Source organism: Campylobacter sp. W0066.2 (assembly GCF_024723515.1).
In the GTDB taxonomy this organism is placed as follows: Bacteria; Campylobacterota; Campylobacteria; order Campylobacterales; family Campylobacteraceae; genus Campylobacter_D.
This window is the reverse complement of the sequence record NZ_JANQCV010000003.1, coordinates 39,184-52,171: the sequence shown is the minus strand read 5'-3', so window position 1 is coordinate 52,171 and position 12,988 is coordinate 39,184. Positions and strand designations below refer to the sequence as shown.

The 12,988-nt window shown below is 30.9% G+C and carries 10 protein-coding genes; all 10 read right to left on the bottom strand.

What is annotated here, in order from left to right; translation table 11 throughout:
* Positions 1-4: 4 nt before the first annotated feature.
* Positions 5-3,502 (bottom strand): bifunctional proline dehydrogenase/L-glutamate gamma-semialdehyde dehydrogenase, encoded by a 3,498-nt coding sequence (locus CAMP18498_RS01805; RefSeq protein ID WP_337197087.1) that lies wholly within the window; start codon positions 3,500-3,502, stop codon positions 5-7.
* Between the two features lie 140 nt (positions 3,503-3,642).
* On the bottom strand, positions 3,643-4,674 hold the full coding sequence (gene selD, locus CAMP18498_RS01800; protein WP_337197086.1) for a selenide, water dikinase SelD: 1,032 nt from the start codon (positions 4,672-4,674) through the stop codon (positions 3,643-3,645).
* A complete protein-coding gene (gene yedF, locus CAMP18498_RS01795; RefSeq protein ID WP_337197085.1) occupies positions 4,671-5,249 on the bottom strand; it encodes a sulfurtransferase-like selenium metabolism protein YedF in 579 nt (192 codons plus the stop codon). Before yedF ends, selD begins: the two co-directional genes overlap by 4 nt.
* A gap of 48 nt (positions 5,250-5,297) precedes the next feature.
* A complete protein-coding gene (locus tag CAMP18498_RS01790) occupies positions 5,298-6,026 on the bottom strand; it encodes a winged helix-turn-helix domain-containing protein (protein ID WP_337197083.1) in 729 nt (242 codons plus the stop codon).
* 55 nt (positions 6,027-6,081) lie between these two features.
* Positions 6,082-6,651 carry a formate dehydrogenase FDH3 subunit beta gene (fdh3B, locus tag CAMP18498_RS01785; protein WP_039617607.1) on the bottom strand — a complete coding sequence of 190 codons (570 nt, stop codon included), beginning with the start codon at positions 6,649-6,651 and terminating at the stop codon, positions 6,082-6,084.
* A 10-nt stretch (positions 6,652-6,661) separates the two neighbouring features.
* Positions 6,662-9,484: a formate dehydrogenase subunit alpha gene (locus tag CAMP18498_RS01780; RefSeq protein WP_337197082.1), complete on the bottom strand. Its 2,823-nt coding sequence runs from the start codon at positions 9,482-9,484 to the stop codon at positions 6,662-6,664.
* A gap of 16 nt (positions 9,485-9,500) precedes the next feature.
* Entirely contained in the window at positions 9,501-9,704 is a 204-nt protein-coding gene (locus CAMP18498_RS01775) for a twin-arginine translocation signal domain-containing protein (RefSeq protein ID WP_012661099.1), read from the bottom strand.
* Between the two features lie 176 nt (positions 9,705-9,880).
* Positions 9,881-10,561 (bottom strand): TorD/DmsD family molecular chaperone, encoded by a 681-nt coding sequence (locus CAMP18498_RS01770; RefSeq protein ID WP_337197080.1) that lies wholly within the window; start codon positions 10,559-10,561, stop codon positions 9,881-9,883.
* 63 nt (positions 10,562-10,624) lie between these two features.
* Complete coding sequence (locus CAMP18498_RS01765) at positions 10,625-11,554, bottom strand: formate dehydrogenase subunit gamma (protein WP_337197078.1); 930 nt, start codon at positions 11,552-11,554, stop codon at positions 10,625-10,627.
* Positions 11,555-11,690: 136 nt separating this feature from the next.
* A complete protein-coding gene (nspC, locus tag CAMP18498_RS01760) occupies positions 11,691-12,854 on the bottom strand; it encodes a carboxynorspermidine decarboxylase (RefSeq protein WP_337197076.1) in 1,164 nt (387 codons plus the stop codon).
* Between the last annotated feature and the right edge of the window lie 134 nt (positions 12,855-12,988).

Genomic DNA, 12,988 nt, shown 5'->3' with positions numbered 1-12,988 from the left:
TATATTATTTTAAAGCACGAATGCCTAGATTTCCATAACGATGGAAAGATATACTTAAAGCTTTCTCATTATGATATAAAAGCAACTCAAAACGCCCATTTATTAAAGGCTTAGCATTAGCGATGATTTTTGCACAACTTGCTGCTTTTATGAAAATTTCATCATTAACATCTAATGGAGCAAAATAACGAATTCTCTCATAATCAGCTATTTTGCTAATGAAATTTTCTTTACTTTCTTTAAGGAATAAAGTTTTTGAACTAATTTTTTGATTAATCTTTTGCACAAGATCTATTTTTTCATGCTCATCATAGCTTAAAACAAGATCAATATTTAATACACTAGCTGCTAAAATAACTCCTAAAATATCTTTTAAACTATCATCTTTATGCACTCTATAAGCGATATTTTTAACTTTTGTATAAGAGAAAAGATTATCCTCACCTCTTATATTGACATAATCTTTCGCACTTGCAAATTCATGTTTTGCATGGTAAGCATAGCTTCTTGCCATAGCTTTAACGACTTCAAAATCGGCTTTATCTTTTTCATTTAAATCTAAGCTTAAAGCATTTAAATTTGATACTAATTCATTGTCCAAAACATTTTGATCAGCTTGACTTTGCTCTATATCTAAAAATTGGGTAATGTAATTATAAATTCCAACTTTTCTACCAAAACCAATGGCTGATTTTTTAATACCACCAAAAGGCTGTCTAAGAACTATAGCTCCTGTTGTTGGTTTATTAATATAAATATTTCCTGCCTCTATGTAAGTGTGAAAATACTCCCATTCTCTCTCATCTAAACTTTCAAATCCTGCTGTAAGTCCATAGCCTGTTGAATTTACTATATCAATAGCTTCTTTTAAATCTTTTGCTTTCATTACAGTTAAGATTGGTGCAAAAAGCTCATTCATATGCGTAAAATCACCTTTTTTAGTACCATACTTAATCCCTGGAGTTAAAAGATAAGGATTATCATCTACAAATTTAGGTTTTAAAGCCCAACTTTCATACGGAGCTAGCTCATCTAAAGCTTTTTGTAATTTCACATCTGGTTTATCTGCTAAAGCTCCAAGTTTATTTTTAAACACAAATGGATTTCCAACCGCCATAGAACTAGCAGCATCTACTAAAGTCTTTTTGAATTCTTCATCATTATAAACTTCTTCTTCTAAAACTAATAAAGAAGTAGCAGAGCATTTTTGACCTGAATTTGAAAAAGCTGAATGAATGATATTTTTAATCGCACTATCACGATCAGCAAATTTAGAAACAATAGTTGCGTTTTTACCGCCTGTTTCAGCACTTAAAAGCAAGGTTGGATTAGCTTTGAGCATTGCATAAGCAGTTTCTTCCCCACCGGTTAATACTGAAAATTTCACACTTTGATCAACAAGTAAGTATTTTGATATATCACTACCTTTAGCAGGTAAGAAAATCAAAGCATCTTTAGGAATTCCTGCATCCCAAAAACATTTACAAAGCATATAACCTGTTAACATCGATAAAGATGAAGGTTTATATATCACTTTATTTCCTGCAGCCAAAGGTGCTGCTATGGTTCCTACTGAAATACCTACTGGAAAATTCCATGGAGCAATTACCACGCCTATGCCTTTTGCTTTAAAATTAGTATTAGGATTTTGCTCTTTTAATTTTTCTAAAGAATGTGGGTAAAATTCTAAAAAGTCTATAGCCTCACTAACTTCAGGATCAATTTCTAAGAAAGTCTTTCCTACTTCTAAAGCTGCTATACCTATTAAATCTCCTCTACGATCTCTAACAAGTTGAGCAGTTTTTGCTAAAATCTTATAAATTTCATCGTGACTTAAATCACTAAAATTTGAGTTCTTAGCTACATCTAAAGCGTATTTAATCTCTGCTTGGCCTGCTAAATGTACTTTACCTATAGTGCGATTTTTGATTTTATCTTTAACTTCTATTACTTGTAAATTTTCGTTTTGAATTTCTTCTTTTGCAACTGGATAGACATCATAATTTTCTAAATTTTCATATTTAGCTCTTATACCCTTAGCCCATTCTCTATTTGCTTTTAAGATAAAATCTGTGTCAGGTTCGTTTTTAAATTCTTTACTCTCATAAGAACTAATAGCCTTTGTTTCATTATTTCTATCTTGAGTTCTATGAGTAGAATTATCCAAACTAGCAACACCTTCTAAGGATTTTATAAATAATTCTTTTTGTATTTGCCAATTTTTATCATTAATTTTAAGATTGAAAAAATATCTCATGAAATTATCTTCACTAGTATTTTCATCAAGTCTTCTTACTAAGTATGCAATAGCATTGTTAAAATGTGCTTCATCACAAACTGGTGCATAAAGTATAAGATCATGCATTTTAGAAAGCTCATAAGAGCATTGCAAACTCATACCCTCAAGCATTTCAAAAGTGAAAGATGATAAAGCTCCAGCTTGTGAAATTCTAGTATAAGCATACGCAATTTCAAATAAATTATGACTTGCAATACCTACATTAATATATTTATGATTATCTCCCTCTAAGACAAAATCAAGCATTTTTTTATAGTTACTATCGGTGTCAATTTTTTTATAAAAAGTAGGCAGGGCCCAACCTCTTTGTGAAGCTATAGTTTCTTCACTTTCCATATTCGCTCCTTTAACAAAGCGAATTTTTATAGGCTTCATACCTTTTAAAACTCTTTCTTTAGAAAAAGCAAAAAGTTTTTTCAAATACTCATAAGAATCAGGCAAATAAGCTTGCAAAACAATACCTGCTTTAATATCGTATTTTGCAACACTCTCCATAAAAGCTTCAACGGTTAATTCTAAATCTCTAAATTCCTCCATATCAAGATTGATAAATTTAGACACACCCTGCTTTTTTTCTTCTTCTAAAGCAAGAGCATATAATTTATCCAATCTTTTTACCACCTCATCTTTAGAGTATTCAAAATCAATAATATTGATTTGGGAAAAAATGGTAGTAATTTTAATAGAAATATAAGTAATATAGTTTGTTTTTAATGCTTCTTCATATTTTTTCATCCTATAAGTACTTTCAGCCTCACCCAAAACCTCTTCACCGATTAAATTTACATTTAAGGTGATTTTATCTTCATCTTTTCTTTTACGCATATGAGGCTCTAAAACACTAGGATTTGCATCTAAAACCATAGCTTTAGTATCTTCTCTTAAATGCTTAATGAAAAACGGCACACTAAGAGTTGGTGCAAATTTTCCAAAATTTAAAAATGAAAAAAGTAAAAATTTTTCAAAAGCACTAAAAAAATCAGCTATACCATATTTGTTTAAAGTATGTTCTATAAGCTCAAAACTAGCACTTTTATCTTTACATCTAAAAGATCGATCTAAAAGCTCAATTAACATTACTTTATTTTTAGGATTGTTTAAAAGTTTTTGCATTTTGGCATGAAATTCTTTTTCGCTTTGAGAGATATTACTTTCTATCTTTCTTTGTAATTCTTCAGCTAATTGCAAAGCTTTTTGTATCATTTTTTCCTCCACTTTAATAGTTAATATGTATTTATGATACAAAAATTGCAACGAAAATCAACATATATTTATTTGTAATTTATTTTTTTATGTAAAAAAGTAACAAATATAAACATATATTTTTGATTGTAAATAAAATATTAGCGTAATAATAAATAATTATGAGTATTTCTTACACATCTAGCAATAATCTTTGCCTCTATATTGTGATCCTTTAAAATTTTTAAAGCTTCATTTGCTTCATTTTCACTCATACTAGCTAAAAGTCCACCTGAAGTTTGAGGATCAAAATACACTATATCCTCATCTTTTTCATTTAAATTATCAACCCAAATTTTTAGACTATCTTTATTTTTATAAGCTCCGGCTGGGATAATCCCCATATTAGCCATTGACAAAACTCCATCCATTAAAGGAATTTCATTTTTATACACTTCTATCATAAGCTCTTTATTTAGCATTTCTTTTAAATGTCCTAAAAGACCAAAGCCTGTCACATCACTTAAAGCACTAAGACTTTTAAAGCTCTTTAAAATACGACTTGCATAAAGATTTAAAAAACTCATTTGTTCTACTGCTTTTAAAATCTTTGCTTTTTCTAGCAAACAGGCCTTGATAGCAGTACTAATAATACCACTACCTATAGGTTTAGTAAGTAAAATCACATCACCATCTTTTGCGCTATTATTAGCTATAAATTTCTTAGGATGAACTACACCTGTTACACTAAGCCCAAAAATAAATTCATCACTTTCTATAGTATGTCCACCTACTAGCACAGCACCAGCTTCTTCAACCTTAACTCTAGCACCTTCTAACACTTCAAGTAAAATTTCATTATTAAAATGACAAGTATCAAAGCCTACAATATTTAAAGCATTAATCACTTCAGCACCCATAGCAAACACATCACTTAAGGCATTTGCAGCAGCTATAGCGCCAAAATGATACGCACTATCAACCACAGGTGTGATAAAATCAAGAGTTTGCACTAAAGCTAAATCTTCATTTAGCTTATAAACACTTGCATCTTCATTATTATTAACACCACTTAAAATGTTTTCATGCGGTTGTAAAATGCCAAGAATTTTGTCAAGACCCACCGAGTCTAATTTGGCAGCTCAACCCGCAGCTTTTACATATTGGGTTAGTTTTTGATCTTTATATATCATAAAGAGATAATCTTTGCCTTTCCAAAAAGTTCATTTAAAATTTCATAAGCATTACCTATTTTACCTATTTTAAGCTCTTTGCTTTTGCCAAAAAATTCCAAACATGCCCCACAACTATAAATTTCAACTCCTAAATTTTCAAGTTCTTTCATGGCTTCAAATGCCATATGAGAGCAATCAGTATTCATCAAAACACTATCATTAACACAAAGGATTTTTGCAGGTTTATTAGGTAAATCTTTTAGGGTTTTTAAAAAACCTAGCATTAGATTTTTTCCAAGTTCTCCCTCGCCTACCCTATCGCTTTTTAAAAATAACACATTGTATTCTTGTAAATTTTTTTCTTGAGTTTGAGCTATATTGCCATCTTTTACAATGCTAATAATACTCTCATCATCTAAATCTTTAACATTAAATTCCAAATTTAAAGATTTTAAAAATCTCATTACATTTTCTTTAGAAGCTTGAGAATTTAAAAGAATTTCTAAATTTTCATTTTCTTTTAACTCTTCTAAAGCTTTTTTTGTTTCTATCACAGGACGCGGGCAAGCTAAATCTCTACAATCAATTTTCATCTTTTACCTTTTTTATTTAATGATATATTGTTATAACTTGTATTCAAATTAAGTTTTATCTTTTTCTTGATTTTTCTTGAAAAATAATTCTTTAAAGCGTTTATTGGTGTATTCTTCTACATCTTGTTGTAAAATTTTAAAATTTTGAATTAACTCATAAGCTCTTGGAGTAAGTTTGCTACCTGATTCACTTCCTCTTCCTTTTTTAGCAATGAGTAATTCTTCTTTCATATTTTTTTCTAAATTTTGTATATAAAGCCATGCTTTTTTATAATTAATCCCTAGTTGTTTAGCTGCTTGAGAAATACTTCCACATTCTCCTACTAATTCTAAAATATCTGTTTTACCCTTACCAAAAAGCAATTCTCCATCAGAATTTTCTATCCAAATTTTACTTTTTATATGAAATTTTTTACCTTTTTTTTCTTCAAAACAATCAAGTTCACAGTATTTAACATCAATTTTATAGGTTTTAAGTGTGGCTCTAATATCGGCCATATTAAAGTTTTTAGCGCATTCTAAAGTATCTTTACATGATATACGACGCTTAGAATCTAATTTTGTTTCTAACTTTTCTAAAATTTCACTTTTTGCTATATTTTTGTTTAACTTGCCAAATTGACCTAACTCACAATCTGAAATTTTTACGCCTAATTCTTTTATAGCAGTTTGAAAATCTTCTTTAGAATATTGTTTTAAAAGTTCTAGTGCTTTTTTACAAGTAAGTTTATTATTTTCATCAAGATTTTTTTGAATTTGTAAAATTAGCTCTTCCATGAATTAACCTTGGATTATAAGTAGTAAAAAAGGGTGCTTGTAAACACCCTTTGAATTATTTTACATCAAGTCCTAAATTTTGACCCTTGAGTAAAACTCTTTTTCTATACATTGCACTAACTTCAGCTGCATCGCCAACCAAAAGTGCATTTGTAGAACAAACCGCAGCACACATAGGCACTTTGCCTTCTGCGATACGATTTTGTCCATAAAGCTCTCTTTCTTCATGAGAGTTGGTAGGCTCAGGACCACCTGCACACATAGTACATTTGTCCATTTCACCCTTAATACCAAAAGCACCATCTCTTGGAAATTGTGGAGCACCAAAAGGACATGCATAAAGACAATACCCACAACCTATACAAGTTTTTTTATCATGTAAAACAATACCATCAGCTCTAATATAAAAGCATTTTACAGGACAAACTTGCTCACACGGAGCATCTGTACAGTGTTGGCAAGCAAGAGTTGTTGAAAACTCTTTGCCTTCTATACCTTCATTTAAAGTGATTACTTTTCTTCTATTAATCCCCACTGGCACTTCGTGCGCACTTGAACAAGCTACTTGACAAGCAAAGCAAGAAATACAGCGATTATTATCTACATAAAATTTCATTCTAGCCATAACTTACCCCTTAAGCCCTCTCAAGTCTGCAAAGTCCTGCATTAAACTCAGAAATTTGCGTATTTATATCAAAACCATAGTTAGTAACCGTGTTAGAACTTTCCCCTATAGTATAAGGTTTAGTACCTTCAGGATAATTATAACTTAAATCCACACCTTGCATAATACCTGCAAAGTTATAAGGCAAGCAAATTCTATCTGGTGTAACTGAATGATTATGCACACATTTTACTTTAATCTTAGTGCCTTGTGGTGAATGAATCCACATCATATCACCATCATTTATACCATATTTTAAAGCAAGTTCAGGGTGCACATTAGCAAACATTTCAGGTGTGATTGCAGCAAGATATTTACTAGTTCTCTCAAGCATACCCGCACCGCTTAAATTTACTAAACGCATACTTGAAATAATAGTTGGAAACTCTTTACTCCAATCTGTTTTTTGTTGCTCGCTAATAAATTTACTCTCAACCCTAAAGTTTTTCTCTTGATCACCCCAAGTAGGATATTTTTTAACCAAATCCCAACGAGGCGAGTGAATAGGCTCTCTATGTAGTGGAATAGGATCAACAAATTCCCAAACTTTCATTCTAGCTCTTGCATTACCTAAACAACAAGCGCTTTTTTCCCTACATTTTTCTAAGATTATACCTGAAATATCTGTGCTCCAGCTAGCGCCCATTAATTCTTTTTCTCTATCGCTTAGTTTGATATTAAACACTTTTTCGATATTTTCTTTAGTAATTTGTGGGTAGCCACCTTTAACTTTACATCCTTTTGGAGTAAAAGTTTCATCTGCTAATTGAGAATGCCCATCATGCTCTAAACCAAAGCGATTTCTAAAGCCCATACCACCTTCTTCATAAGGAATGTCTGTGTTCCACATGATAGAAGTGCCTGGGTGTTGTTTATCCCAACAAGGCCAAGGTAAGCCATAATATTCGCCTTTAACTTCACCACCAATACCTCTTTGAGTATCAGGATCAAAATGTTCCCAATTTTGCTGGTGTTTTCTTAGACGCTCAGCTGAAATACCTCTTAAGCCTATACTTAAAAGACCATTACTCATTTCTCTTGTGGCATCATCAGGCCATATGAAATTATCATCATTGTCATCTCTTGTTTGTACAAGTTTATGATCTTTTAATTCCATTTTCATGCCACGAGTGTATTCTTTATAAAAACCAAATTTTTTAGCAAAAGCAAACATAATCTCTTGGTCTTCTTTACTTTCATAAATTGGTTTTACTACTTGAGAACGCCATTGCATAGCACGGTTAGTCGCTGTTACATAGCCTTCTGTTTCAAATTGGGTTGAAGCAGGAATAATATAAATACCATCTGGACGATCTGCTAAAACTGCTACTTCATTTACAAAAGGCTCAGCAATTACAATCATATCAAGTTTTTTAAGTGCTTCTTGAATTTTTACTGTATGTGCCATAGAAGTAATACCCGTTCCTTGTACCCAAAGCACACGGATAGGTGAGTTTGAATAAGTTTTTTCTTCATGTAAAACGCCTTGCCACCATTTTGCTAGTGAAAAGCCTTTTTCATGCATCCATTCTTTAGAATAAAATCTTGAATTTAAATACTCTCTCTCAACATTCCATACATTAGAAAAATGATTCCAAGCATTATCATCAAGTCCATAATAAGCTGGTAAAGTATCAGCCAAACAACCCATATCAGTAGCACCTTGAACATTATCATGACCTCTGATGATGTTTGTTCCTGCGCCTGGTTTGCCTATATTACCAAGAACGAGTTGCAAAATAGCTAGGATTCTTGTATTAGAGCTACCTACTGAGTGTTGAGTAATACCTAAAGCCCAAAATAGCGTAGCAGGTTTGATTGTAGCTAGCATTCTTGTGATTTTTTCAAGTTGAGCAGCCGGAACACCTGTTACATCTTCTACAACTTCAGGAGTCCATTTAGCAGCCTCTGCTTTTATTTCTTCAACCCCATAAGTTCTAGTTTTGATTAATTCTTTATCTTCCCAACCGTTTTTGAAGATTAAATGAAGCATACCATAAACTAAAGCTATATCTGTACCTGGACGAATTCTCACATATTCATCAGCATGCACTGCAGTTTTTGTAAATACAGGATCTACAACTACTAATTTAGCATTATTACGATCTTTTGCTTGCAATAAATGTTTAAATCCAATAGGATTTGCTACAGCAGTATTTGCACCAAAAATAATCATCATTTTTGAGTGTTTAGTCACATCACCAAAATGATTTGTCATAGCGCCATAACCCCATGTATTCGCCACACCGGCGACTGTTGCGCTGTGTCAAATTCTAGCAACGTGGTCTATATTATTAGTACCCCAAAATGCTGCAAATTTTCTAAAATAATAAGCTTGTTGGTTATTAAATTTAGCCGAACCTAAAAACATAACGCTATCAGGTCCATTTTCCTTACGGATTTCAAGCATTTTATCGCCAATTTCGTTGATAGCTTGTTCCCAAGTTAAACGTACCCATTTGCCATTTTCTTTTTTCATAGGATATTTAATACGCTGTTTTGATTTAGTAAGATCGATTTGATCTATCCCTTTACAGCAGTGTGATCCTTGAGAAATAGGATGTTCTATAGCGTTTTCTTGACGCACCCAAACTCCATCTTGCACTTCTGCTTTAATTCCACAGCCTGCACTACAGATACTACAGATTGTTCTAACAATCTTAGAATCTGGATAAGGATTTGCTACTTCTTGTTCACTTGCAGCTCTAATAGCTTTGTTTTCACTACCAAAAGCCGCACTTCCAAGACCAGCAATACCAGCAAGCTTAAGAAAATTTCTTCTTGCTAATGCCATCTTCTTCCTTTCTTAATTAGTAAGCTATTTTGTAGTATTTTTCCCAATGCATAGTTTTTTTATAAAGCACTTCTTTTTTAGTACTTTTTCCTAAAACTACGGTATTTTGCTCTTGGTAATCATCTTTAGCTAAAGCATTTACACTTGCTCCAGCTACTACCCCTAAAGCACCAATTTTCAAAGATTTTTTTAAAAAATCTCTTCTTTGATTGGCCTCCATGTTCTCTCCTTTGAAATAAAAGTAAAGAATAACTATAAATACTTATTTTTAAAGTATTTACACACTTAAACATTATAACTTTTGCATATTTTCACTTAAGATTTTATTTAATTTCTATTTTCATAAAAAGATGATTTTGATAATATGTATTTTGGTAACAAAATACATATTTATTTTTATAATTTGCTAAGTTCTTCTATATTTGTTTTACTAAATTTAGTAGGAAGTCTTGGTTCGTAAGGAAGTCTTTGTAAAGCCTCATCTGCTATACTTTTACCTTCTTTTTTTACAGGTGCTTGCACTTCTAAATAAGCTCTTTCATTTGCAAAAAAGACTTTCATAATATTAGCAATAGCAATATAAAAATTTGAGTTTTTGTGAATTTGTAATTTTTCTATAAACTCATCTATTACAGGATTTATCACAAAGCGAAATAATTGCTGTGCAACTTTTAAATCATGTTCAATAATACTTGCCATAAAAGCAAACAAAAAGCCAAATTCATCTTCACTTTGTCTGCAATCTTCTTTTTTTCTAAATTTGGTTTTTCTAATGATTTCACAAGCTTGAAGTTTCATTTTACCATCATCTCTACCCTCATCATAAAAAGAAGCGCTAATAGGCACATTCACATAAGAAAAATCAAAAAATACCCCATTTTGTTCTTCTTTAAAACTTGCAAAATCGCATGCGCTAAGTTTTTCAAAATCAGATTTTAAACTATCATTTAAAGGACTTTGAGCTAAAACTAAAACTTGCTCGTGCCAAATTTTAAATTCATTTTCATCGATAAAATTAAAAGCTTTTGAAAAAAATTCATAAAAATATTTACGCGAAAGATCAATATCTTGTATCATTAATTTTCCTTGTTATTTTTATTTGATTATAACAAGGAAAATTTAAAAAAATCAAGTGAGATTTTAAAATTTTGTTTTAGAATCGTAAGTAAATGATGGATTGATTTGTTTTTTATCGCTTAATTCTTTATACCAATAAGAATGTAAAATATAAACTTCTTCTTCTTCCTTATAACCACTAATCATAGAGTGGATACTTCCTTTAATAGCAAATACAGCCATATAAATATGAATAGCAAAAAATACCGCACATAAAATACCCAAAATATTATGGATGATAGCTGAAGCTCTTAAAATATCTATATGAGAAATTCCAAAAATAGATTGTAAAGAAGTAGAATTAAAATCAAGGAAAAACATAAACGCACCGGTGATTATCATCAAAAAGCCACCAAAAACAGCTATATAATACCAAGATTTTTGACCAAAATTAAACTTGCCAGCAGGCACAGGTTTTTTCTCTTTACTTAAATATCCACCAACCATCATCATCCATCTTAAATCATAACTTGCAGGAAGCATTCTTTTAATCCAACATAAAAGCATAGGAATGATAGAAATGATAAATAAAATAGTAGCAATGCCGTGTAAGTTTTTACACATTCTTACAAAAAATCCACCACCAAAATATGATCCAAAAATCATAATAAAACCGGTTGGTACAAGGATAATCCAAGAAATTGCCGCTACAAAATGAAACAATCTTTCAAATACTGAAAAAGCATAAATTTTCTTACCATCATGAGAAAATTTCTTTGGACCTATGACCATATAATGCAAAGCAAAAGCTGAAATTACCACTATAAGTATAATCAAAACAGCACTTGCAATATACTCACCTTGTAGTTTAGTCCACAAAGCACCAAAATTTTGATAACTTTCTATATTCATTACTCTTTGTACATCCCAAATTTGAGTATTTTTAACTTCAAAATTTTCTTGAGCAAATAGAAAGTTAAAACAGGCTAAAAGAGCTAGTATAACCCTATGCATAAATTACTCCTAAACATTACACGCTAGAAAAAGCTTAGCATTGTAGTTTTGTTAATTTTCAGTTTCCATTTTTATTTTAAAAAAAGTTTTATTTAAAAAACATAAATTTGTAAAAAACTACAAAAAAACTCAATTTTTAGTTTCTTTTTGAATAATTTTCATAACCAAATTCTCTTACCATAGATAAATTTTCATTCTTATCTAATAACATTAAATTTGGAAGTCTTACTCCATTAAATGTGGTGTTTTTAACTATAGAATAATGAATTTGATCTAAAAATACTATTTTTTGCCCTATTTTTAACTCTTGATTAAAAGCATACTCGCCCATGATATCCCCTGCTAAGCAAGTATTACCACCAAGTAAATAAGCAAATTCGTTTTCTTTTAGCTTGCTGTAATTTTGTCCATCACGACTTGATAAAATTCTAGCATTTAAAACCTCACTTGTATAAGGCATGATGATAGTATCTGGCATATGAGCTTCACTTGAAGTATCTAAAATAGCTATTTTTTTCTCATTTTCTACTATATCTATTACACTTGCAACTAAAGTCCCACACTGCCAACCCACAGCCTCACCTGGCTCAAGATACACTTGCACGCCGTATTTATCGCTAAATTTTTTACAAAGATCAATTAATTTTTGCGTGTCATAACCTTCTTTTGTGATATGATGACCCCCACCAAAATTAACCCATTTCATATTTTTAATAAATTTTGAAAATTTAGCCTCAAAAGCATTTAACACAAGCTCTAAAGAATGCGCACTTTCTTCACATAAAGCATGAAAATGAAGCCCACTTAAAGCACTTAAATCTTCATTTTCAAAATCAATCGCGCGAATTCCTAGTCTTGAAAATCTACCACAAGGATTATAAAGTTCTTTTGGGGCTACTGAAAGCTCTGGATTACAACGCAAACCAAGAGACTTTTTACTTGCTTTGTCTTTAAATTTTTTAAACTGATTAAAAGAATTAAATACTATATGGTGTGAAAGATCTATGATTTCATCTATTTCATCATCTTTAAAAGCAGGTGAAAAAGTATGAATTTCTTTGTCCATATATTCTTTTGCAAATTTAGCTTCCCAAAGCCCACTGCAAGCACAACCTGATAGATACTCACCCACTATATCCATAGCACCTGAAAAAGCAAAACCCTTTAGAGCAAGTAAAACTTTTGCTCCACTTTGCTCGCTCACTTTAGCCAAAAGCTCACAATTTTTTCTAAGTTTATCTTCTTCTAAAATATAAGCAGGAGTTTGAAAGTCTTTATCTAAATGATTTTTAATTAACATATCTTTCCTTAATTTTTTGATTTAAAACCACTTGTATAACAAATCATATTAAAATTATATCTTGTTTTTATAATTTACAATCATTAATCAAATAATAGCTATAATCAAAATCCAAATCAAAATTAATTTAGGAG

Excerpts from the sequence above, each read along its gene's own strand:
- CAMP18498_RS01805 (WP_337197087.1), bottom strand. The coding sequence starts at position 3,502 with ATGATACAAAAAGCTTTGCAATTAGCTGAAGAATTACAAAGAAAGATA.
- yedF (WP_337197085.1), bottom strand. The coding sequence starts at position 5,249 with ATGAAAATTGATTGTAGAGATTTAGCTTGCCCGCGTCCTGTGATAGAA.
- CAMP18498_RS01790 (WP_337197083.1), bottom strand. The coding sequence starts at position 6,026 with ATGGAAGAGCTAATTTTACAAATTCAAAAAAATCTTGATGAAAATAAT.
- fdh3B (WP_039617607.1), bottom strand. The coding sequence starts at position 6,651 with ATGGCTAGAATGAAATTTTATGTAGATAATAATCGCTGTATTTCTTGC.
- CAMP18498_RS01775 (WP_012661099.1), bottom strand. The coding sequence starts at position 9,704 with ATGGAGGCCAATCAAAGAAGAGATTTTTTAAAAAAATCTTTGAAAATT.
- CAMP18498_RS01770 (WP_337197080.1), bottom strand. The coding sequence starts at position 10,561 with ATGATACAAGATATTGATCTTTCGCGTAAATATTTTTATGAATTTTTT.
- CAMP18498_RS01765 (WP_337197078.1), bottom strand. The coding sequence starts at position 11,554 with ATGCATAGGGTTATACTAGCTCTTTTAGCCTGTTTTAACTTTCTATTT.
- nspC (WP_337197076.1), bottom strand. The coding sequence starts at position 12,854 with ATGTTAATTAAAAATCATTTAGATAAAGACTTTCAAACTCCTGCTTAT.